Origin of the sequence: Aureibaculum luteum (assembly GCF_003449015.1) — a bacterium.
GTDB lineage: Bacteria > Bacteroidota > Bacteroidia > Flavobacteriales > Flavobacteriaceae > Aureibaculum > Aureibaculum luteum.
The window spans coordinates 1095540-1119786 of the sequence record NZ_QRGD01000001.1; the positions used below are offsets into that span (position 1 = coordinate 1095540).

Annotated in this window: 22 protein-coding genes; 12 read left to right on the forward strand and 10 right to left on the reverse strand. The window is 30.0% G+C overall.

Annotated features, from left to right (window positions below; all coding sequences use genetic code 11):
• Positions 1-10 precede the first annotated feature (10 nt).
• The 3 genes from D3P13_RS04815 to D3P13_RS04825 all read right to left on the reverse strand — a co-directional run bounded on the left by D3P13_RS04815 (position 11) and on the right by D3P13_RS04825 (position 2642).
• Complete coding sequence (locus D3P13_RS04815; RefSeq protein ID WP_117880135.1) at positions 11-394, reverse strand: DUF4296 domain-containing protein; 384 nt, start codon at positions 392-394, stop codon at positions 11-13.
• Between the two features lie 102 nt (positions 395-496).
• Positions 497-1840 carry a dihydroorotase gene (locus tag D3P13_RS04820; protein ID WP_117880136.1) on the reverse strand — a complete coding sequence of 448 codons (1344 nt, stop codon included), beginning with the start codon at positions 1838-1840 and terminating at the stop codon, positions 497-499.
• A gap of 82 nt (positions 1841-1922) precedes the next feature.
• Positions 1923-2642, reverse strand: a complete 720-nt coding sequence (locus D3P13_RS04825) for a polyprenol monophosphomannose synthase (RefSeq protein ID WP_117880137.1) — start codon at positions 2640-2642, stop codon at positions 1923-1925.
• Between the two features lie 76 nt (positions 2643-2718).
• Between D3P13_RS04825 and D3P13_RS04830 the strand changes: the two genes are divergently transcribed.
• Positions 2719-3375, forward strand: coding sequence for a DUF4271 domain-containing protein (locus D3P13_RS04830; protein ID WP_117880138.1), 657 nt, complete (start codon positions 2719-2721; stop codon positions 3373-3375).
• Between the two features lie 121 nt (positions 3376-3496).
• Positions 3497-4240 (forward strand): uroporphyrinogen-III synthase, encoded by a 744-nt coding sequence (locus D3P13_RS04835; protein WP_117880139.1) that lies wholly within the window; start codon positions 3497-3499, stop codon positions 4238-4240.
• Positions 4241-4306: 66 nt separating this feature from the next.
• On the opposite strand, the gene recA is transcribed toward D3P13_RS04835, so the two are convergent.
• From recA to rpiB, 4 genes are all read right to left on the reverse strand, one after another.
• On the reverse strand, positions 4307-5314 hold the full coding sequence (gene recA / locus D3P13_RS04840; protein WP_117880140.1) for a recombinase RecA: 1008 nt from the start codon (positions 5312-5314) through the stop codon (positions 4307-4309).
• A gap of 377 nt (positions 5315-5691) precedes the next feature.
• Positions 5692-6276: an NUDIX domain-containing protein gene (locus D3P13_RS04845; protein WP_117880141.1), complete on the reverse strand. Its 585-nt coding sequence runs from the start codon at positions 6274-6276 to the stop codon at positions 5692-5694.
• Positions 6263-6715 carry a GNAT family N-acetyltransferase gene (locus D3P13_RS04850; protein ID WP_117880142.1) on the reverse strand — a complete coding sequence of 151 codons (453 nt, stop codon included), beginning with the start codon at positions 6713-6715 and terminating at the stop codon, positions 6263-6265. The genes D3P13_RS04845 and D3P13_RS04850 overlap by 14 nt, the downstream gene beginning before the upstream one ends.
• A gap of 1 nt (position 6716) precedes the next feature.
• Positions 6717-7148, reverse strand: a complete 432-nt coding sequence (gene rpiB, locus D3P13_RS04855; protein ID WP_117880143.1) for a ribose 5-phosphate isomerase B — start codon at positions 7146-7148, stop codon at positions 6717-6719.
• A gap of 691 nt (positions 7149-7839) precedes the next feature.
• Between rpiB and D3P13_RS04860 the strand changes: the two genes are divergently transcribed.
• Both D3P13_RS04860 and rnr read left to right on the forward strand, forming a co-directional pair.
• Positions 7840-9141 carry an NHL domain-containing protein gene (locus D3P13_RS04860; RefSeq protein WP_117880144.1) on the forward strand — a complete coding sequence of 434 codons (1302 nt, stop codon included), beginning with the start codon at positions 7840-7842 and terminating at the stop codon, positions 9139-9141.
• 78 nt (positions 9142-9219) lie between these two features.
• Positions 9220-11427 carry a ribonuclease R gene (rnr, locus tag D3P13_RS04865; RefSeq protein WP_117880145.1) on the forward strand — a complete coding sequence of 736 codons (2208 nt, stop codon included), beginning with the start codon at positions 9220-9222 and terminating at the stop codon, positions 11425-11427.
• A gap of 128 nt (positions 11428-11555) precedes the next feature.
• On the opposite strand, the gene D3P13_RS04870 is transcribed toward rnr, so the two are convergent.
• Positions 11556-11960: a c-type cytochrome gene (locus tag D3P13_RS04870; protein WP_117880146.1), complete on the reverse strand. Its 405-nt coding sequence runs from the start codon at positions 11958-11960 to the stop codon at positions 11556-11558.
• 301 nt (positions 11961-12261) lie between these two features.
• Here D3P13_RS04870 and tatA point away from each other — a divergent pair, with 301 nt between their 5' ends.
• A complete protein-coding gene (gene tatA / locus D3P13_RS04875) occupies positions 12262-12456 on the forward strand; it encodes a twin-arginine translocase TatA/TatE family subunit (RefSeq protein ID WP_117880147.1) in 195 nt (64 codons plus the stop codon).
• A gap of 62 nt (positions 12457-12518) precedes the next feature.
• Here tatA and D3P13_RS04880 read toward each other — a convergent pair whose 3' ends face one another.
• Positions 12519-13466 (reverse strand): SPFH domain-containing protein, encoded by a 948-nt coding sequence (locus tag D3P13_RS04880; RefSeq protein ID WP_117880148.1) that lies wholly within the window; start codon positions 13464-13466, stop codon positions 12519-12521.
• Positions 13467-13548: 82 nt separating this feature from the next.
• Here D3P13_RS04880 and D3P13_RS04885 point away from each other — a divergent pair, with 82 nt between their 5' ends.
• Both D3P13_RS04885 and D3P13_RS04890 read left to right on the forward strand, forming a co-directional pair.
• Positions 13549-13902 (forward strand): 6-phosphogluconate dehydrogenase, encoded by a 354-nt coding sequence (locus D3P13_RS04885; protein WP_117880149.1) that lies wholly within the window; start codon positions 13549-13551, stop codon positions 13900-13902.
• Positions 13903-13921: 19 nt separating this feature from the next.
• Positions 13922-14467 (forward strand): acyl-CoA thioesterase, encoded by a 546-nt coding sequence (locus D3P13_RS04890; protein ID WP_117880150.1) that lies wholly within the window; start codon positions 13922-13924, stop codon positions 14465-14467.
• Between the two features lie 78 nt (positions 14468-14545).
• Here D3P13_RS04890 and gltX read toward each other — a convergent pair whose 3' ends face one another.
• Complete coding sequence (gene gltX, locus D3P13_RS04895; RefSeq protein ID WP_117880151.1) at positions 14546-16099, reverse strand: glutamate--tRNA ligase; 1554 nt, start codon at positions 16097-16099, stop codon at positions 14546-14548.
• Between the two features lie 127 nt (positions 16100-16226).
• Here gltX and D3P13_RS04900 point away from each other — a divergent pair, with 127 nt between their 5' ends.
• The 5 genes from D3P13_RS04900 to mnmG all read left to right on the forward strand — a co-directional run bounded on the left by D3P13_RS04900 (position 16227) and on the right by mnmG (position 24107).
• Positions 16227-17099: a hypothetical protein gene (locus D3P13_RS04900; protein ID WP_117880152.1), complete on the forward strand. Its 873-nt coding sequence runs from the start codon at positions 16227-16229 to the stop codon at positions 17097-17099.
• Positions 17100-17216: 117 nt separating this feature from the next.
• Complete coding sequence (locus D3P13_RS04905) at positions 17217-18215, forward strand: S41 family peptidase (RefSeq protein ID WP_117880153.1); 999 nt, start codon at positions 17217-17219, stop codon at positions 18213-18215.
• A 43-nt stretch (positions 18216-18258) separates the two neighbouring features.
• Positions 18259-21600 carry a DUF4175 family protein gene (locus D3P13_RS04910; protein ID WP_117880154.1) on the forward strand — a complete coding sequence of 1114 codons (3342 nt, stop codon included), beginning with the start codon at positions 18259-18261 and terminating at the stop codon, positions 21598-21600.
• Positions 21597-22013: an rRNA maturation RNase YbeY gene (gene ybeY / locus D3P13_RS04915; protein WP_117880155.1), complete on the forward strand. Its 417-nt coding sequence runs from the start codon at positions 21597-21599 to the stop codon at positions 22011-22013. The genes D3P13_RS04910 and ybeY overlap by 4 nt, the downstream gene beginning before the upstream one ends.
• Positions 22014-22235: 222 nt before the next feature.
• A complete protein-coding gene (gene mnmG / locus D3P13_RS04920; RefSeq protein ID WP_117880269.1) occupies positions 22236-24107 on the forward strand; it encodes a tRNA uridine-5-carboxymethylaminomethyl(34) synthesis enzyme MnmG in 1872 nt (623 codons plus the stop codon).
• Positions 24108-24247 lie beyond the last annotated feature (140 nt).

Consider the following 24247-nt stretch of genomic DNA (forward strand, 5'->3'; position numbering starts at 1 on the left):
TGACTTATTCTTACTTTACAAGTTCTCTAGTTTCATTAATAATTGAATCCATTTCAGTTTCTGGCTGATAAATTTCCTTTTTTTCCTTAAGCCTTCTATTAACCTCCTCAAACATTTTTTGATAGTCATCTATCTTAGAAGTATAAAACAAATTACTTTCGCTGAATTGTGAACTGTCTATCTTATACTTTTCAAAAACTAATGGTAAGTAATTAATATTATTTTTTTTATCTATTGTTTGTACTGACCTTGCTCCTCTAGCAATATAAATATCTGTCCAAATCTTAATCATTTGATCTTTTTCTATCAAATTATCAGGTTTCTTATAGATCGTCTTGCTGGTACAAGAAACTATAAAAAGGAAAGCCAAAAATGGATATACTAATTTTTTCACTTGATTTATATATATTAATTTACAATTATTTATATGAACAGCATTCCTAATGCATTGAGAAAATAATGTAGGATTTACTATTATTATTTTTCAAAAAACCCTTTAAGAGGGTCTTGTGAAAGTTAATTGCATTCCTCGCTTATCATCATCAAATTTACCGTGATTATAAACTAAATTTCCATTGACAAACGTATGTGTAATTTCCGAATTAAATGTTGTTCCTTCAAATGGTGACCAACCACATTTATATAAAAGACCTTCTTTTGTTATGGTTTGAGGCGACTCTAAATCTACCAAAACTAAATCAGCATAATAACCTTTCCTTATATACCCCCTCTTTTCTATTTGAAATAATATTGCTGGATTGTGACACATTTTTTCTACCAATTTTTCTAATGATAAAATACCATGATGTGTAGCTTCTAACATTGCCAATAATCCATGTTGCACTAATGGTCCACCACTTGGAGCTTTCGTATAAATTTGTGATTTTTCTTCTAACGTATGTGGTGCATGATCAGTTGCAATCACATCAATTTTATCAGTTAAAAGAGCTTTCCATAGTCCTTTTTTATCTTCTTTGGTTTTAATAGCAGGATTCCATTTTATAAAAGTACCTTTTTCTTTATAAAAAGAATCGTCAAACCAAAGATGATGCACACAAACTTCAGCAGTAATTTTCTTTTCTTCCAGAGGAATATCATTTCTAAATAAAACTGTTTCTCTCGCTGTTGATAAGTGAAAAACATGTAATCTAGCTCCTGTTTTTTGAGCTAATGCAACTGCTTTTGAAGAAGAAATATAACACGCTTCTTCACTTCTTATTTTTGGATGGAAATCCATAGGAATATTATCTCCATACATTGTTTTAGCACTGGCCAAATTATCGCGAATGGTAGTTTCATCCTCACAATGCACAGCAATTAACATTTTAGTAGATGAAAATATCTTTTCAAGTACTTTTTCATCGTCCACTAACATATTACCTGTAGAAGAGCCTAAAAACAATTTTATAGCGGCCACTTTATGCGGATCTGTTTTTAAAAGTTCCTCCAAATTATCATTGGTACCACCAAACATAAAAGAATAATTGGCATAAGAAGTATTTGCTGCAATATCAAATTTATCTTGTAATAAAGCTTGAGTTGTAGCTTGTGGCACCGTATTGGGCATTTCAATAAACGAAGTAATTCCTCCTGCAACAGCAGCCTTACTTTCTGTACCAATATTAGCTTTATGAGTTAAACCAGGTTCACGAAAATGAACTTGATCATCAATAACACCAGGCATAACATATTTACCGAGCCCATCAATAATTTGTGTGTTGGTTGGTACATTATCAATGGTTCCTACTTCAGCAATCAACTGATCTTCAATCAAAATATCTCCAGAGATAATTTCACCTTCATTTATTATTTTAACGTTTTTTATAAGTGTTCTGTTCATAGTATTGTTAAAATTCAAGTCTTTGATTTTTACTAATCAAAAGCCGATTATAGTGGTTTTTCCAAATTCCCATGAAATGGTTTTATTTTGGAAGTCCTTTTAATTTCATTTTAATTACTCCTAAAATGGCTTCACCAATTATAGAACTATCCATTTTAGATTTACCTAAAGCTCTATCGGTAAAGATAACGGAAACTTCTTTGATGTTAAATCCATGTTTCCATGCTTTAAATTTCATTTCGATCTGAAAAGCATACCCCACAAATTTAATCTTATCAAGTTTAATAGTTTCCAATACTTTTCTTTTATAACAAACAAAACCTGCGGTAGTATCATGTATAGGTATCCTAGTAATAAACTGCACATATTTGCTCGCAAAATAGGACATTAAAACTCTATTCATAGGCCAATTAACCACATTCACACCTTTAGAATAACGAGAACCAATAGACACGTCTGCTCCATAATCGTGACAAGCTTGGTATAATCTTATTAAATCTTTTGGATCATGAGAAAAATCAGCATCCATTTCAATGATATAATCATATTTTTTTTCCAAAGCCCATTTAAAACCATGAATATATGCTGTACCGAGTCCTGTTTTTCCTTCTCTTTTTTCTAAAAATAAACGAGAAGGAAACTGAGCTTGTAAACGTTCAACAATTTCTCCTGTTCCATCCGGAGAATTATCATCTACAACCAATACATCAAATGCCTTTTGTAGTGAAAATACGGTCTTAACCATGTTTTCAATATTTTCTTTTTCGTTATATGTGGGTATAATGACTAAAGTGTCTGACATTGTAATTATTTAATCTACAAATTTAAAGCAAAGGTAAAATAAAATATTACTAATTTTGTGTTAATAATTTCAAACCATGTTAGAAGCTAGTGAACGTATTGTTGTATCAAAAGATTGGATTACAATAGTACTTCTAATTGCTGTTACTTTACTGATTTTAAATCGATTAAAATCGAATGATAGGTATTATAAACTAAAAAATTTATTATTTAATAATACGTATATAAATAGTTTTTCAAAAGCCAACCCATTACTTTTTAATTCATTTAGTATAATTTTTCTAGCCGTTTATGTAATTATTATTTCTTTCTTGCTATTTATCACAGTCCATTTAGTAGAACCTGAAATGGCTTCATATGACTTTTTATTTTATCTTAAAATTGCTTTTATTGTATGCGTTTTTTTTGCCATTAGAATTATTGCAGGTTTACTTTTGGGTGTATTAATTGAAAAAGAAAGGATACAGAAGCACTTTACATTCTTGAAAGCAAGCTATTTAAGCAATTATAGTCTCATTATGCTCCCATTAATTGCTATTCATTTTTATGTAAATTCTACTATTTATTCCTATTTTCTGTTGGTTACCGCAGCCGCATTATTTCTTTATTATTATGTTTTATTGGTCAAAACAAATCAATCTTTAGTTTTTGGAAAATCGTTTTATTTTATTTTGTATCTTTGCACGCTCGAAATAGCTCCTTTTATAATAATGATCAAATATTTTATTCTATAAGGGCATTTAAGAGAAAAGTGTTTATTTAACGCCTTAACCTAATTTCAGTTAAGCTGAGAATTAAAAATTAAGGCATGCCTCCCGACTATTCGGGATGATCAATAAAAACTATATAATACAGATGAAAGTAAAAACTATTTTAGTTTCTCAACCCGCCCCAAGTACGAAGCAATCTCCATACTTCGATTTATCAGACAAGCAAAAGGTAAAAATTGATTTCAGATCTTTTATTCATGTTGAATCGGTTGACGCAAGAGAAGTAAGAAATCAAAAAATTGACTTATCTAATTTTACAGCTGTAATTTTTACCAGTAGAAATGCAATTAATAACTATTTTAGAATAGCAGAAGAAATGCGTTTTACAGTGCCTGATGATATGAAGTACTTCTGTCAATCTGAGGCTGTAGCTTACTATTTACAAAAATATGTAGTCTATAGAAAACGTAAAATTTATGTAGGTGAACGTACTTTTCAAGATTTATTAAAACAAATCAAAAAACATAAAACAGAATCCTTTTTATTGCCATCTTCAGATAAATTAAAACCCTTAGTTCCTGAGTTATTAAATGAACTTGATATAAAATGGGAAAAAGCTATACTTTATAAAACAGTAACAAGCGATTTATCTGATTTAAAGAATGTATTATATGATGTTTTAGTATTTTTTAGTCCTTCTGGTATAGAGTCATTATTTCTTAATTTCCCCGATTTTAAGCAAAATGATACAAGGATTGCAGTATTTGGAAACACTACTATTAAAGCCGCAGAAGAAGCTGGATTACGTATAGATATTACTGCTCCAAGTAAAGAAACACCATCTATGACAATGGCATTAGAACATTATATTAAAAATGTAAATAAATAAACATTTGCCTAAAATCATAAAAAAAAGCGGACATTTAATGTCCGCTTTTTTTATGATTAATATATTCTATTTTTCTTTATTGATCTCAACAAGAATTTTACCTTCTAATTCTTCAGCTAAATCAGGATTATCTTTAATTAAAGATTTAACAGCATCTCTACCTTGTCCTAATTTAGTCTCACCATAACTAAACCAAGAACCACTTTTCTTAATGATTCCTAATTCTACGCCAATATCTAGTATTTCACCAACTTTAGAAATACCTTCACCATACATAATATCAAACTCAGCCATTCGGAAAGGCGGTGCTACTTTGTTTTTAACCACTTTTACCTTAGTACTATTACCTATAACTCTATCACCATCTTTAATTTGTGTTCTACGTCTAATATCTAAACGAACAGATGCATAAAATTTTAAGGCATTACCACCAGTAGTAGTTTCCGGGTTACCGAACATTACACCAATTTTTTCACGTAATTGGTTAATAAATATTACAGTACATTTTGTTTTACTTATAGTTCCAGTAAGTTTACGCAAAGCCTGAGACATTAAACGAGCATGTAAACCCATTTTAGAATCACCCATTTCACCTTCAATTTCACTTTTTGGAGTAAGTGCAGCAACTGAATCAATTACCACAATATCAATGGCTCCTGATCTGATTAAATTATCAGCAATTTCCAAAGCTTGTTCTCCATGATCTGGTTGCGAGATGATTAAATTATCAATATCAATTCCTAAATTCTGTGCGTAATATCTATCAAAAGCGTGTTCTGCATCAATAAATGCCGCAATTCCACCAGCTTTCTGAGCTTCTGCAATTGCATGTAATGTTAATGTCGTTTTACCTGAAGATTCTGGTCCATAAATTTCTATTACTCTACCTCTTGGATAACCACCAACACCTAAAGCTATATCTAATCCTAAAGAACCAGATGGAATTGCTTCAATATCTTCCGCAACATCGTCTCCTAAACGCATTACTGAACCTTTTCCGTATGTTTTATCTAATTTATCTAAAGTTAATTGTAACGCCTTTAGTTTTGCCGCTTTTTCTTTGTCTTCTGCCATAATTCTGCTTAAAAGTATATTTAAAATAATAGTCGCTAAAATACGAAAAAGAACTTTAAATTTTATACCATAAAAAAGTAATGTTTATAATTACTATTAATAGTAAACTTTTTAATATAATTAAATATCAAAAATAATTTTAATTTCGTTTTGTTACTCTTTAGTAATTATTCCTTTGAGTAATCACTTACAAAAAACTAATAACAAAGGTCTTTAAATAATATTTATTGATGTTATTGATATGAAGAATTATTGAATTATTAATCCTTATAGTATTCACAGTCCAAATAAAAACTTTCAACTTGTTAATTTTTAAGTAGGTATAGAAACCTACTTTGCTATTTTAAATAAACCTATGAACTGAGCTTAAACTATTTTTAATCTAGCAATTTTTCAATTGCAGCATGTTGAAGTAAAATCACCGTTTTTGCATCATTTATTTCACCAGTTTTAATCATTTCTAAGGCATTTTTAAAAGGCATTTCTAATACTTCAATTTCTTCAGTTTCTGATGCTAATCCTCCGCCGTCATTTACTTTCATATCCTCATTATATTCTCCTACAAAGTAATATATCTTTTCAGTAACTGCACCAGGGGTTGAATATATAACAAATACTTTTTTAACTTTATCTAAGAGATAACCCGTTTCTTCTTCGGCCTCTTTTTTTATACAAGTAATAGGATCATCTTCGTCTAATAATCCTGCACAAACCTCTATTGACATACCATCATCATTACCATTTAAGTAACTAGGCATTCTAAATTGTTTGGTTAATATAACGGTACCTTTTTTATTATTAAATAATAAAATACAAGCTCCATCACCTCGATCATAACTCTCTCTATTTTGGTTTTGCCATGTACCATCTTTTAACTGATAATCAAAATTTACTTTATCTAAGGTGTACCAATCATTTGATAAATTAGTAATCTTTTTTATTTTTACTTTAGGATTGTTCATTGTCTAATATCATATATATATGTGGAATACCATCTTCTAAATACCCTTCTCCTTTTTGTTGAAAACCAAAAGATTCATAAAATTTTTTAAGGTAAACTTGACCTCCTATTTTTATAGGAGTTTTTCCATATAGTTTATAGGTTTCATTTATTGTTTGCTCAATAAGCTTCTTACCTAGTTCTTGTTTTCTAAAATTTTCATGCACTACTACTCTACCAAATGCAGCTTGTACATAATAATCACCAGGTTTAAAAATTCTGGTATATGCTATAACTTCATTATTATTTATACAAAAAAAGTGATGAGCTAATTGATCTTTATTATCTAATTCTGGATAAGGGCAATTTTGTTCTACAACAAAAATATCTATTCGAAGTTTTAAAATAGAATAAAATTCATTTAAAGATAATTGATGAAATGTTTTTAAAAACCATTGCATTTTATGAACACGTTATTTTATCAACTCTAGTTTGATGACGTCCACCTTCAAAATCCATATTTAAAAATATATCAACAAAATTAATTGCTTGATGTACTGAGACAAATCGAGCAGGTATACTTAAAATATTTGCATCATTATGTTGTCTTGCTAAAGCAACCAATTCATTATTCCAACATAAAGCTGCTCTAATTCCCTGATGTTTATTGGCAGCAATTTGTGCACCATTACCACTTCCACAAATGGTAATACCAAAATCAACCTCCTTATTTTCTACAGCATTAGCTACTGGGTGAACAAAATCTGGATAATCAACGCTATCATCAGTATCAGTTCCAAAATTTATAACCGTATTTCCGTTTTCCTCTAAATGCTTTACTATAGCCTTTTTATAATCGGTACCTGCGTGGTCATTACCTATTGCAATTTTCATTTTTATATATTTTAGTTTAAAATTCAAATTTAGCACTATTTAACTTTATGAACATTAAAATTTTAAATTGTTAATAGCTTTTTGCAATAATTTAAGAATTAGACCTTTAAACAATCCTACAATTGTTAATCAAATATCAACTAAATCTTATAATAATAATTTGTATTCTTAATTAAAAGGTTAAGAGAAAATTTACTAATACAAACCTAATATAGTTATCATAATTTAAGATGAATTTATTAACATATAAAATCAAGGTTTTCAACCAAATTATTAATTATTCTTTACACTAAACTAGTTAACAACAGTTATTAACAAGCTGTGTTTAGAAATGATTATTTATTTGATTTATAGTTAGTTTAACTAAAAAATAATAGCTGATAAAATGTTAAACAATATTTAACAACTTAAAATCAAAATAAATATTAGATTATTTATTGTAACTATTAACAACATATAATAACAATCATTTCTTTTCTAAAATTTTAAAACTAAAAAAATATTATATAATATATGTTGATAAGTAAAAGGTAAAGTTTTGTAAATTCAAGTTGGTAAACTTATGCTATAATTTAATACCTTATTATAAATACTACTAAGTAGTTTTTTTACTTTTTTTTACTTTTTATCTAAAATATTGTAAATTAGCGACCTTAACTATGAATTAAGAGAACTTAAACACCCCTATGTTATGAAAAAAAATTACATTATTTTATTATTTTTATGCCTTGTGTATACTGCACAAAGCCAAACAATTACTACCGTAGCAGGTACTGGATCTTCAGGATTCTCTGGAGATGGTGGTTTAGCTACTACAGCTAAATTAAATTTACCATTTAATTTAACTTTTGACAAGTCTGACAATATTTATATTGCAGATACTTACAATAATAGTATAAGAAGAATTGATAAGGAATCAGGTATCATTACAACAGTGGTTGGTACGGCTGATAAAAAACAAGTAAGCGAATTAAAAACACCAACGGGATTAACTTTTGATAATTACAATAACTTATATGTTGCTGATTTAGCTAATTTACGTATTAGAAAAGTAAATTTAGATACAGGTAGTTCTATAACGTTAGTTGGAGAAAAATCAGAAACAGAATTTCCTAATATTAATGAATATTTAGGAGGTCCTTTTAATGTTGTTTTTGACAAACACGGAAATCTTTATGTTTCTGTAAATGGTGATAGTAATGTTAAAAAAGTCGATTTTAAAACTGGTAAGGTAATTGTTATAGCAGGTACTGGTGAAGTAGGTTTTTCAGGAGATGGAGGACAAGCGTCTGCTGCTCAATTGGCAAATCCAACAGGTTTAGCTCTAGATGGTAAAGGAAATATTTTTATTTCTGATAGTGGAAACGAACGTATTAGAAAAATAAATTTATCTACGGGTATTATTTCTACAATAGCCGGAACAGGAGAAACAGGATTTGTAGGAGAAGATGTTGATGCAACTAAAGCTCAATTAGCAAATCCATTAGGTTTAGCTATTAATAATAATGGAGATTTATTTGTTGTTGATAGAGGTAATAATATGGTAAGAAAAATAGCTCTTTCTACTGGTAAAATTACAACTGTAGCTGGTAACGGTGAATCTGGATTTTCAGGAGATGGTGAATTAGCAACAGATGCAAAACTATCTAATCCTACTGGTTTAGCTTTTAATAAAACAGGTGAATTATTTGTTGTAGATAGAGGTAATAATAGAATTAGAAAAATATCAGGTTTAGCTGCTGCAGATACTGAGGAAGTTTCATTAGAAGCAAGTATAAAAGTATATCCTAATCCAAGTACAGATAAAATAACTATCGATTTAAAAGATAACGTTGAATTAAAATATGTTTTAATGTTTGATTCTAATGGTAGTCAGGTTAAAGTGCAATTGAAAGATAATTCTTTAAATGTAGCAAAATTACCAAGAGGTATTTATGTACTTAGAATTGCAACATCTGAAGGTTCAACAGAACAAAAGGTTGTATTAGAATAAAAAATAACAATTATTTAATTAAAAGCCTCGATGACTATCGAGGCTTTTTTGTTATATTTCGGCTAGAATAAATAAAGTATGTCAAAAAAGAGATTTCAATATAAAAAGAAAGGTAATGTAGTTAAAGATTTATCTACAAAAATTTTAAAAACATTAAATCAAAATTCAAAACAGTCGTTTAATTATAAACAAATAGCAGCGAATTTAGATATTACAGATGCTAATGGCAGGCAACAAATTATACAAAATTTGGAAGCCTTAAAGCTAAAGGAAAGAATCGAAGAAACTGAAAAGGGTAAATATAAAATTATACAAAACGAACATTACCATGTTGGTATTTTAGATGTTACTTCTAATAAAAATGCCTATTTCATTTCAGATACTTTAGAGCATGACGCTTTTATACCAACAATAAATTTAAATCGTGGATTAGACGGTGATACAGTAAAAGTTTATGTGTATAGAAGGCGAAATAATGATAAGTACGAAGGTGAGGTAACTGAAATTATAGAACGTGCTAAAACTGAATTTGTTGGTGTTTTGCAAATGAGTAAAAATTTCGGATTTGTAGTACCTGACAATAATAAGATGTATGCAGATATTTTTATATCTAAAAATAATATTGATGGAGCAGAACATGGAGATAAAGTATTGGCTGAATTAACGGATTGGCCAGATAATTCTAAGAATCCTTTTGGTAAAATTATTACAGTTTTAGGTAAACCTGGAGAACACGATACTGAAATACATTCTATTTTATTAGAATATGGACTTCCATATCAATTCCCAGAAAAAGTTGAAGATGATGCTGCTAAGTTAGTTACTGAAGTTAATTCTAAAGATATTTCAGAGCGTAGAGATATGCGTAAAACATTAACTTTTACAATAGATCCTAAAGATGCCAAAGATTTTGATGATGCACTGTCTTTTAAAGAGTTGGAAAATGGAAATTTTGAAATAGGAATTCATATTGCAGATGTATCGCATTATGTGCAACCAGATACAATTTTAGATAAAGAAGCTTATGAAAGAGCAACTTCAGTGTATTTAGTAGATAGAGTAGTACCAATGTTACCAGAAGTATTATCTAATGGGGTTTGTTCTTTAAGACCTAATGAAGAAAAATTAACATTTTCGGCCGTTTTTGAAATGGATAAAAAAGGACATGTTATTAACGAATGGTTTGGTAGAACTGTTACATATTCAGACCAACGTTTTGCATATGAAGAAGCTCAACATATTATAGAAACTTTTGAAAATACAATTCCTGAGGATATTTCAATAACAGGAAAAAGTTATAAAGTAACTGATGAAATTGTAAAAGCAACTTTAAAGCTAGACGAACTGGCAAAAAAACTTAGAAAAAGACGCTTACAACAAGGAGCAATTACTTTTGATAGGGTAGAAGTGAAGTTTAATTTAAATGAAGATGCTGAACCAACTGGAGTTTATTTTAAAGAATCTAAAGATGCGAATAAGCTAATAGAAGAATTTATGCTTTTAGCCAATAAAAAAGTGGCTGAATTTGTAGGAAAAAAGAAGAATGGTACACCTACAAAAAATACCTTTATTTATAGAATACATGATGAACCCAATCCTGATAAATTGGCAGGATTACAGGAAATTATAAGTAAGTTTGGATACAAAATTAATACTCAAACAAAAGAAACAACTTCTAATTCATTAAACAAGTTGTTAAGTGATGTAAATGGTAAGCCAGAAGAGAATATGATAGAAACATTAACTATCCGTTCTATGAGCAAAGCAATTTATACCACGGATAATATTGGACATTATGGATTAGCATTTGACTATTATAGCCATTTTACGTCACCTATTAGACGATATCCTGATGTGATGACACATAGATTGCTTCAATATTATTTAGATGGAGGAAAATCACCCGATGCGGCACCTTACGAGAAAAAATGTGAACACTCTTCAGAAAGAGAGATGTTAGCTTCAAAAGCAGAACGTGATTCTATTAAATACATGCAGGTTAAATACATGCAAAATCATCAAGATGAAGAGTTTGTAGGTGTGATATCTGGGGTTACTGAATGGGGTATTTATATAGAAATTATAGAAAATAAGTGTGAAGGAATGGTGCGTACGCGAGATATTAAGGACGATTATTATATCTATGATGAAAAGCAATACGCTTTAGTTGGACAGTCAACAAAGAATTTATATCAGTTAGGAGATGAAGTTACTGTAAAAGTAAAAAAGACAGATTTAGAACGTAAACATTTAGATTTTTACTTAATTAATGGAAATGGCGATTAAAAATACGCTTTAAGCAAAAAATAACTATTCTGAATTGGCGGTTAGTACATAGAACATACTAACCGCTTTGTAAAAAAAGGATTTATACAATTTTTTATTGATGTTAAAATCAAAGATCAAAACGGAAATCAGTTATCCGCAACATGTTCCATATATACTTCGATAGCCTCAAGTTCTAAAACGGATAATTTTGCTACAAAGGTATCAATATTCATCTGCATTATAGCTATTTGGTCTTCGTCTGTATCTACGATATGTTTAACTTTTCCTTGTAAAAAGTCCGCAATACTTTTTTCTTGCTCATTATACGTTTCTACGATTGTTTTTATTGTAGGACCAACCTCTGAAGGCTGTTTGAAATGACAAGCATCACAAATGTTTTCGTTAAAAAGTTTTTCACCTAGCTCTATTTGTATTCTGAGATTGTTGTCTTGGGCTGCATTAAGTTCATTATTTTCTGGTTTTGTTTTTTTGTCTTGGCAACTTACCAAAGTAACTATAATCATAACGGCAATTGGAAGGAGATTTTTCATAAATCGTAATTTAGATTTACTCAAAGTTAAAGAATGGTAGTTGGTGTTAAAATGATAAATATCATTTTTAAAAAAACATGCTGATTTTATAGTAAAAAACAATATTTTATTGAGTCATGTTGTAAACAGTTTATATTAACTAGTTAATAAAGCTATGGCTAAAGTAAAAAACGCTGATTTAGAATTGAAACACCATTATTTTTAGTTACTAAATAGTAATAACAATTAAATTTGCCTTTTAACAAATAATTATGCAGAATTCACGTTTAATTACTACCTTTGTTTTATAAATTATTAAAAAATGATATCAGCAACAATATTTTTAGGATGGTTAGGCGGTCAAGAAGTTATTATTATTGGGATAATAGTTCTACTACTTTTTGGAGGAAGAAAAATACCTGAATTAATGAAGGGTCTTGGTGGTGGAATTAAAGAATTTAAAAAAGCCACAAAGGATGAGGATGAGGATAAAAAGAAAGAAAAAATTACAGATTAATTGATAATCTAAATAAAAAAAAGTCGCAATTTGCGACTTTTTTTATGCAATATAGTGAGGTTTTATTCCTCAATATTTTTACCATTATTCTTTTTTAACTCTGCTTTTTTCATGGCTTCACCAATTTGGTTACTCGCTGTAAAGGAAGCTACCATATTGTTTAGCATATCACTACCTGCCTGTGGTGAATTAGGTAACAATATCAGGTTAGAGTTTGTATGTTCACCAATAGATTGTAATGTATCATAATGTTGAGTTACTACAATTAAAGCCGAAGCTTCTTGCGAGTTAATCCCTACTTTATTTAATACTTCAACAGATTCTTCTAAACCTCGAGCAATTTCTCTACGTTGGTCCGCAATACCTTGCCCCTGTAAACGCTTACTTTCTGCTTCTGCTTTCGCTCTTTCAACAATTAATATTCTAGCAGCATCACCTTCATATTGTGCAGCAGTTTTTTCACGATCAGCTGCATTAATTCTGTTCATGGCAACTTTTACTTGTGCATCTGGATCAATATCAGTAACTAACGTTTTAATAATATCAAAACCATAAGTCAACATTGCATCTTTTAATTCATTTTTTACGGCAATGGCGATATCATCTTTTTTAACAAATACATCATCCAATTTCATTTTTGGAACTTCGGCACGTACTACGTCAAAAACATAACTCGTAATTTGATCGTGAGGATATTCTAGTTTGTAGAAAGCTTCATAAACCTTTTCTCTAATAATTACATATTGTACTGAAACTTTAAGTTTTACAAATACATCATCTAAGGTTTTTGTTTCAACAATTACATCCAATTGCTGAATTTTTAAACTAACTTTTCCTGCAATTTTATCAACAAATGGAATTTTTAATTGAAATCCTGAGTGTCTAATACTTAAAAATCTACCAAATCGTTCAATAATGGCAACAGTTTGTTGTTTTACGATAAAAATTGAGGCGAAAAAAATTAATAATCCGATAAAAATATAAGGAATGTATCCAATATATGCTTCCATAGTTTTTTTGTTTTTAGTTAAAGAAATATAAGATGTTAAAGTTAGTGATAATTCTGTATTTTTGGGGGATAAAGTAAAAATAATGAAAAAAGTTGTAGGGATTATTGTTGCTATAGCGGCGGTTTTATTAATTGGTTATTTTCTATTTGTTTATTATGCCTCATACAGTGACGGTTTTAGATCAGGAGAATTGATAAAAATTACGCATAAAGGAGTATTTTTTAAAACTTGGGAAGGTGAAATAAGCCAAGGTGTATCTGAATCACAACATTTTAGTTTTTCTGTAGAAAGCTCTGAAGAGGAAGTTATTCAACAACTAAAAGATATGCAAGGACAACAAGTAAAATTAACTTATAAGGAACGTTTTGCCACATTTCCATGGTTGGGTGACACTAAATATTTTGTTACTGAAGTAGAAAAAACGATTAGGGAGTAGCTAATTTGAAAAAGATAATATGACGTCAAAATTTAAAACATCAACTGATTCTGAAATTATTTTAACGGAATTAATGCAACCAAATTATTCCAATTTCAGTGGTAAAATTCATGGAGGTTTTATTCTTTCGTTAATGGATAAAGCAGCTTTTGCTTGTGCATCTAAATACTCTGGCCAATATTGTGTAACGGCGTCTGTGAATAGGGTCGATTTTTTGAACCCTATTGAAGTGGGTGAGTTGGTAACAATGAAAGCTCAAATTAACTATGTAGGTAATACTTCTATGGTTGTTGGCATACGTGTGGAATCTCAAAATATACAAACAGGTGAGATAAAACACTGTAATTCTTCTTACTTTTCTATGGTTGCTAAAGACGAAAAAGGGAAAAACGTAAAGGTCCCTGGGTTAATTATTAGAAATAATAACGAAATGAGAAGGTTTTTGAGGTCTATAAAAAGATTAAAATCGAGCAATGAAAGAGATCAAGAATTTAAACTAGAAAATTTTAATCCTGATCTTTATAAACACCACCTAGATTCTTACAATATTAAATTTCAATTTTGATTTTTAATCAAAAGCAAAGAGCCTAACAAGGTTCAAAAAAAACCAGAATAAAATCCCCTAACATTAATTAATTTGATGTTAGAGACGCTCTATAGCACTTTCAATACGTTCTATAGTGTCTTCCTTACCAATCAAGTCCATTATATCAAAAATATGAGGACCTTGCATAGCTCCAACCAAACTCAATCGTAACGGTTGCATAACTTTACCAAATCCAATTTCTTTGTTTGTAATCCACTCTTTTACAATGGTCTCAATATTATTTGAAGTAAAATCTTGTATTGGGTTAAGCACTGAAATTAATTCATTCATTAATTCAGGAGTACCTTCTTTCCATTGTTTTTTTGCTTTATCATCATAAGATGATGGGGCAATAAAAAAGAAATTACCTAAGCTCAATAGGTCAGAAACAAAAGTGGCTCTTTCTTTTATCGAAGAAACTACTTTTTTAATATAATTTTTATCCTCTAAATGTTTTGCTGTTTTGTTGATGGATTCCATTAACAGTGGATTGGAATTCATTGCTAAAATATGAAGAGAGAACAAATCAGCTAATTCATCATCAGTTTTTAATTGCAAGTATTGTTGGTTAAACCATTTCGTTTTGTCCGGATTAAATTTTGCTCCGGCCTTACTTACATGTTTTAGACTGAAAGCGTTGATAAGTTCTTCTAATGAATAAATTTCTTTTTCAGAACCGCTACCTTCGTTCCATCCTAATAAAGCTAACATATTAACAACAGCTTCTGGAAAATAACCATCTTCTTTGTATCCACGTGAAACATCTCCGTTATTTCGCCATTCTAATGGAAAAACAGGAAAACCTAATTTATCACCATCGCGTTTACTTAATTTACCTTTACCTTCTGGTTTTAAAATAAGAGGTAAGTGAGCAAATTCTGGAGCATCCCAAGCAAAGGCTCTATATAATAAAATGTGTAATGCCATTGATGGTAACCATTCTTCACCACGTATAACATGACTAATTTCCATTAAATGATCATCTACAATATTTGCTAAATGGTAGGTTGGCATTCCGTCCGATTTGAACAATATTTTATCATCCAACACTTTTGTATCAATTGTTATTTCTCCTCTAATAATATCATTGAGTATTAAAGACTCATTTTCGGGTGATTTAAAACGAATGACGTACTTTTCACCAGAATCAATTCTTTTTTGAACTGCATCAGCGTCAAGCGATAATGAATTATCTAATTTTAACCGATTATGCCAGTTATAAATAAAAGTTTTACCCTTTGCTTCATGGTCTTTTCTATGAAAATCTAATTTTTCAGAAGTATCAAAAGCATAATACGCATTACCATTTGCAATTAACGTATCAATATGCTCTTTATAAATTTCTTTACGTTCAGATTGTCTGTATGGACCGTGATTTCCACCAATTTCAGGTCCTTCATCAAAAGGAAAATTAAGCCAATTAAGAGAATCTACTATATATTTTTCAGCACCTTCTACATAACGGTTTTGGTCAGTATCCTCAATTCGTAGAATAAAAGTACCACCATTATTTTTAGCAAATAAATAATTGAATAATGCGGTTCTAACACCACCAATATGTAATGGTCCTGTTGGACTAGGAGCAAATCTTACCCGTACGTTGTTAATCATTTCGTTAAAATTAGAGTGCAAAGATAGTATTTGACAATGAAAATGCTATTTTTGAGTTTAAATATCTTTTACTTAAAATTCCAATCTGTTAATGTAGTGGCACTAAGGTTTACTATTAAATTGATAAATGATTAAAAAAACGCTAATAACTTTTATTTTACTCTTGTTTGCTTTTCATGGCTTTTCACAAAATGAAAAACTTGATGATGAGAAGTTGAGTATGAGGAAACAGCGGCCCAATTATATTGGAGTTACCTTGGGTTTTGGTGCTGGAAACTTTAGAGATTTTGCTACTTCACCACTTATATATAACGGAAATCCTTTTTATTTATCATTGTCAACAATGAAAATGGACAATAAAAGAGAGACGGAATCTGTGTTTTCCTTTGCTTTTGGCAACTATAGTAGTATTTATAACAATCATTCAGCGAGTAGTAATGTTTATATTTTTTCACTTTTCCATTCGGAGTTGTTTCAACTAAATAAGTTGAGTTCTGAAAAATGGAATGTAAAAATTGGAGGGTTATTAAATGCTACAGCTAACCTGAGATTTAATCCGTCACTTTTAAATAATGATTTTGGTTATGAAATAATCCCAACTTTATTTGGTTCTATGAAAGTTACAAGAGATATAAGTAGCGAAAGAGTAAAGAACAAAAAGTTCTTATTTATAAAATACAAACTAAAACCAACATCGAGAAATTTAGCATTTAAACTGAATGTTGGATTGATAAATAGTGTTTATCGCAATGGTTATGTATATACAGGCCAATCTTCTATTTTAAATGAACTTAAAGCATTTGATGATTATCAATTTAAACTTTTTTCAGGGTTTCGGATGAATACGGTTTTAGATTATACGGTTGCTTTGAAAAATAAGAATAAAATTCAATTTTCTTATGTATGGGATGCTTATAAAACCGGTGGTGATATTAATAAATTAGAAATGGCACAGCATACATTTAAGATTACGTTATTATTTAATACCAATAATAAATAAACTGATATTAGGTAATTACTGCTTTTCGCTGAAATTTTTGAAGGAAGCAAAATAGAAGTGAAGTATATTAAATATTAAAGTAATAGAAAATAAGAAGGTTGGATTAATTTTATTTACATGAAAAAATTAATAATATGTATTGCATTATGTTCACTCTTTTCTTGTGAAAAGGCATTTTTTGAAAAGGATATGGCATCGACTGATCCTAAAGTTAATTTTGAATACTTGTGGAAGGAATGCAATGAAAAATATTCATATTTTGAATTGAAAAACATTGATTGGGATGCGATAAAATCAAAATATGAAGTGAAAATATTTGATGGAATGTCTCAAGATTCTTTATTTAATGTTTTGGGAGCCATGTTATCTGAATTAAAAGATGATCATACGAATCTAATTTCGAATTTTAATGTTTCTAAGTTTGGTGTAAAATATTTGGGTCAGGATAATTTTGATTGGAGAATTATTGAAGATCATTATTTAAATCAAGATTATTATACTTCTGGACCATTTAAACATAATTTTATAGACAATGGTGCTATTGGGTATGTGCGTTTTGCATCTTTTCCGGGTACCATTGATGGAGCTAATTTTGGGTTTGTTTTAAACAGATATAAAAACACGAAAGGGCTTATTTTAGATTTAAGAGAAAATGGAGGAGGAGCGGTTAGTGATGTATTTAATTTATTAAATAGATTTGTTGAAAGTAAGACCTTAATTAATTATTCAAGAATTAAGTCGGGTCCTGAACATAACGATTTTTCTGAAGACAAACCGGTTTATATTTCACCTTACAATGGAATAAGATATAAAAACAAAGTTGCGGTTTTAACTGATAGAGGGACCTATAGTGCAGGCTCATTTACCGCTCTTGCAACCAAGGCACTTCCTAATTTGATGCTTATTGGAGATACTACTGGAGGAGGTTTAGGTTTACCAAATGGAGGACAGTTACCCAATGGTTGGTTTTATAGATTTTCTGTAACGCAGGCGTTAACATTAGATAAAAATCCGGATTATGAAAATGGGGTTCCACCTGATATAAAAGCACTTTTTAATTGGGGTGATTTAACAAAAGATGAAATTATTGAACGCAGCATCTTAGAATTACAATAAATTTGTGTTTCTTAAGGTAAATGAATAATAAGAAGAAAGAAATTTGAATAACTTCAATAACATACAACAAAAATTACAAAAGTTCATTAAAAAGTACTATACCAATGAATTGATTAAAGGTCTCATATTATTTGTGTCTTTTGGTTTATTGTATTTTTTAATTACTGTATTTATTGAGTACTTTTTATGGTTGCCACCATTAGCAAGGAGTGTGTTATTCTTTGTTTTTATAGCGGTAGAACTTGGTTTATTCGTAAAATTTATTGCCATCCCCTTAGCAAAGTTATTTGGTTTACAAAAAGGAATTTCCTTATCAGAGGCTTCTTTTATAATAGGTAAACATTTTTCTGAGGTTGATGATAAACTGTTAAATGTATTGCAACTAAATAAGGATAAGAATCAATCAGAATTATTATTAGCCAGTATTGAGCAGAAATCCAAAAATTTAGAGCCAATACCGTTTATAAATGCAATCAGTTTTAAAGGAAATATTAAATATCTAAAATATTTATCAATTTCAATTTTAATATGGGCGTTTATGTTTCTTACGGGTAACAATACTATATTCAATGAAAGTTTTGATAGGGTAGTTAATTATAAAACTGCTTATGAACCACCTGCTCCTTTTGCTTTTGTAGTATTAAATGATAAGTTGCAAAATGTAGAAGGACAACCTTTTAATTTGATTGTTGCAACTGAAGGAAATGTGGTTCCAGAAAATGTAACTATACATTTCAACAATGAGAGTTATATGTTAAAAGATTTGAATGGTAATTTTACGCATCAATTCAATAACCTAAAGGAACCGACAGAATTTTATTTAGAGGCTAATGATGTTCGATCTAGGCCATATCAATTGGAAGTATTAAGAACGCCTAATGTTACTGGGTTTGAAATGTATATGAATTATCCTGCTTATACAGGAAAAAAGGATGAACTTATTAAAAACACAGGTAATGCTGTTATTCCTGAAGGATCAACAGTAACGTGGAATATAACTACAAAAGCGACGGATTCAATGAAATTTGTATCCGATAAAAGGAATGCATTTACGCTGAAGTCCAATAATATCTTTTCTATTTCAAAACGCGTAAGTAATAATTTGAATTATCAAATAACAACTTCTAATCGTGGTTTAAAAGATTATGAAAAACTTGATTATACACTACAAGTAATTAAGGATGAACACCCAAAAATTGAAGTAAAATCGGATATTGATTCGGTAAGTAGAGGTCCTGTACAATTTGTAGGACAATTGAGTGATGATTATGGACTTAAAAAGCTTCAATTGGTGTATTATGATGTGAAAAATAAAAAGGCATTGCAAATAGCACCGATTAATGTTAATAAATCGACCTTTGAAGAGTTTTACTATATTTTCTCACCAGAGATATTAAAAATTGATTTAGGTAAGGCCTATGAAATGTATTTTGAGGTTTATGATAATGATGGGGCAAATGGAAGTAAAGTAACGAAAAGTCAAACTTTTAATTATTATAATAAAACACAACAAGAAATTACGGATGATTTATTAAAAGAACAAAAACAGAATTTAGAAGAGCTTAATAAGATAAATAAAGATAGTGATAAACTAAATAAGGAGTTAGATGAGTTCTCTAATAAGTTGAGAAAGAAGTCCGACTTGAATTGGAATGATAAAAAGGAATTTGATCAATTTTTAAAGCGGCAAGAACAGTATAAGCAAATGCAAGAAAAACATACTGAAAACTTGAAAGAGAATTTAGATGAACAAGAGCGAAATGACGAAAATACTGAAATTAAAGACAAAAAGGAAGAGTTAAAAAAACGAATTGAAGAAGCACAAGAACTTCAAGAGAAAAACAATTTGTTAGATCAATTAAAAAAAATGTCTGAAAAGCTTGAGAAAGAAGAGATGTTGAATAAATTGGATAAACTAACAGAACAGAACAAACAAGAAAAAAAGACGTTGGAAAGATTGTTAGAGCTATCTAAACGGTTTTTTGTTGAGAAAAAGGCAGCACAAATCACTCAGAAATTAGATTCTCTGTCTACCAAGCAAGAAGATGAATCTAAAAAACAAGAAAGTAAAATTCAAGATCAAAAAGAACTTAATAAGGAATTTGAATCCATAAAGAAGGATTTTGAGGAATTGAGGAAACAAAATCAAAATTTAGCTCAACCAATGAAATTTCCTGATACAAAACAGGAAGAAAAGACAATTGAAGAGTTGATGGAAAGAGCTAAGGAAAATTTAGAAAATAAAAAGGCTGAAGAAAATAATTCAAATAAACCAGATCAAAAAGATCAAAATAAAAAGGATGCTAAGACCAATCAAAAGGCAGCTGCAAAAAAACAAAAAGAATTAAGTAAAAAGATGGGTGGTGCAATGATGGAAATGCAAGGGGAAATGCTTCAAGAAAACATAGATGATCTTAAAGCAATTTTGGAGAATTTATTAACGTTTTCATTTGATCAAGAAAAATTATTGGATGCTTTTGATGGTATAGACGCAAGCCATGCAGAATTTCCTAAATTGCTTAGGAAGCAACAGATAATCAAAGAAAACTTTGAGCATATTGATGATAGTTTGTATACACTTTCATTACGTGTACCACAATTAACAACAAAGATTCAAGAGGATTTGGCTGATGCTCATTATAATTTAAATAAGTCTTTAGATAATATTGCGGAAAATTATATCGTACCAGGTAGATCAAACCAACAATACACAATGACGGCTGCAAATAATTTGGCAGATATGTTAAGTGATATGTTAAACAGCTTACAGAACCCTAGTATGGGTCAAGGGAAGGGTAAAGGTGGAAAACCTGAATTTAGTCTACCAGATATTATTAAGAAGCAGGGAGAGTTGCAGAAAAAAATGAAGGAAGGTATGAAGAAGGGAGAAGGCGAAAAGAAAAAAGGTAAAGATGGTGAAAAAGGAAAAGAAGGTGAACCAAAAGATGGTGAAGGTGGAAGTGAACAAATGAGTGGGGAACAATATCAAATTTATCAAGAACAGAATGCTTTGAAGGAGGCTTTAAAAGAAATGATGGGAAAAGATGGAAAAAATGGGGCAAAAGGGCAAAAGGCAATAAAACAAATGGAACAATTGGAGAAACAATTATTAGACAAAGGTTTTAGCAATGATGTTTTACAACAGATGCAGCAGTTGGAACACGAGCTTCTTAAGTTGGAAGATGCTCAATTAGAGCAAGGAAAGGATAGTAAAAGAAAGTCGGAAATAAATAAAAATAGCTTTGAACAAAGAACGATTCCTGAAATTAAGGGTGATAAACTCTTCTTTAGTAAGGATGAAATTTTAAATAGAGAACCCTTGCCTTTACGTAATAATTATAAAAACAAAGTGCAACAGTATTTTAAAGAAACAGTAAAAGAATGATTGAATTTAATTATCAAAAGGAGTTTGAAATTATCAATTCAAACGATATAAGTAGCTGGTTATCAGATGCTATTAGAGATGAAAGTTACAAAGAAGATGCTATTAATTATATCTTTTGTGATGATGAATATTTATTAGAATTGAATGTTAAACATTTAGAACACAATACGTTAACCGATATTATTACGTTTGATTATAACCTTGGAAAATTGATAAGTTCAGATATTTTTATAAGTATTGATCGAGTGTTAGAAAACTCGGTGAAGTTTGCGGTAAATTTCGATGATGAATTAAATCGTGTTATGATACATGGTATACTTCATTTGTGTGGTTATAAAGACAAGACAAAGGAGGAGAAGTTATTGATGCGAGAGAAAGAGGATTATTACTTATCTTTGCGGACTTTTAAATAATGTAACTTGGTATATGTGCCATCTAATAAATAATATTCTATTTATAAAGTTTGAGCATATTGATATTATAAATAGTAACAATAAAAGTCTCCTAAGGGAAAACGGAACAGATTGTTCCACGTGAAACATCCATCATCTGCTTTATTTAAAGCTACGTTAGATTTATGGATGTTCTATGTGACGTTTAAAAAATAATAACTAGTATCACATAAAACAATGAGTATTTTTCAAGACATATATGATGTAATTGTAGTTGGTGGAGGTCATGCAGGTAGTGAAGCAGCAGCGGCTAGTGCTAATATGGGCTCTAAGACCTTGTTAATAACCATGAGCTTGCAAAATATCGCTCAGATGAGTTGTAACCCTGCTATGGGTGGTATTGCTAAAGGACAAATTGTGAGAGAGATTGATGCCTTGGGTGGTTATAGTGGAATTGTTTCTGATAAATCTGCTATTCAATTTAAAATGCTGAATAAATCTAAAGGTCCGGCAATGTGGAGTCCAAGGGTTCAGAGTGATAGAATGCGATTTGCTGAAGAGTGGAGAAATATGTTGGAACAAACTGAGAATTTAGATTTCTTCCAGGATATGGTCAATGGTTTGATTGTTGAAAAGGGAAAGATTATTGGTGTAAAAACAGGTTTGGGATTGACGATAAAGTGTAAGTCGGTTATCTTAACAGCAGGTACTTTTTTAAATGGATTAATACATATTGGCGATAAAAACTTTGGTGGAGGTAGAGCAGGTGAAAAAGCTTCAACTGGTATAACTGAAGATTTAGTTAAGTTAGGTTTTGAATCGGGTAGAATGAAAACTGGAACACCACCTAGAGTAGATGGTAGGTCTTTAGATTATTCTAAAATGACAGAACAACCTGGAGATGTTAAACCAGAAAAATTCTCATATACAAACTTAACAAAACCATTAGTGCATCAAAAGTCTTGTCATATGACTTATACGAGTCTTGAAGTGCATGACTTGTTACGGACAGGTTTTGATAGGTCTCCAATGTTTAATGGTAGAATACAAAGTATTGGTCCGAGATATTGTCCTTCTATAGAGGATAAGATAGATAGATTTGCTACCAAAGATAGGCATCAAATGTTTATTGAACCTGAAGGATGGAATACAGTTGAGGTCTATGTAAATGGTTTTTCAACTTCTTTACCTGAAGATGTTCAAGCAAAAGCATTACGTAAAGTTGTAGGATTTGAAAATGTAAAGTTTTTTAGATTTGGTTATGCAATAGAGTATGATTATTTTCCTCCAACACAATTAAAGCATACGCTAGAAACTAAACTGGTGGAGAATTTATATTTTGCTGGTCAGATTAATGGAACCACAGGTTATGAAGAAGCGGGTTCGCAAGGTTTAATGGCAGGTATTAATGCTGCTTTAAAAATACAAGAGCGTGAGCCATTTATATTAAAACGTAGTGAAGCGTATATAGGCGTTTTAATAGATGATTTAATCACTAAAGGTACAGAAGAGCCTTACAGGATGTTTACATCAAGAGCGGAGTATAGAACTTTGTTGAGACAAGATAATGCTGATTTACGATTAACACCAATGTCTTATAAGATAGGATTAGCGTCAAAAGAACAATTAGATCGTGTTCATGAAAAGCAAGAAAAAACAGATTTGTTTGTTGCTTTTCTTAAAGAGACAAGTATAAAACCGGAAGATGTAAATCCAATATTGATAAACAAAAAAACGGCTGAGGTTGATCAGTCTATGAAGATGATAAAATTGGCTTCTCGACCACAATTAGATTTTGACGATGTAAGACAGTTTCCAGGTGTTAATGATTTTATTATTGATAATGTTATAGACAATGAAATTGTTGAGCAAACAGAAATTCATGTAAAATATGCTGGTTATATAGAAAAGGAAAAGAACAATGCTGATAAACTAAATAGGCTAGAAAACATTTCTATTCCTTCTGATTTTGATTATCATAAATTGAAATCATTGTCTTTTGAGGCTCGCGAAAAACTATCAAAAATTCAACCAACTAGTATATCACAGGCAAGTAGAATTTCTGGAGTTAAACCAAGTGATGTTTCTGTATTATTGGTTTATATGGGTAGGTAAAGGTGCCTCTTCTAATCTCTTCCAAAGATGTACTTTGTATTGTGAATAATGGAGTTGTCATTCCGAAGCAGGAGGAATCTCATTAAATAAAACTCTACTCTAATATATTTTTCTAGCCTATGAATGGTAGTTTAGTAATA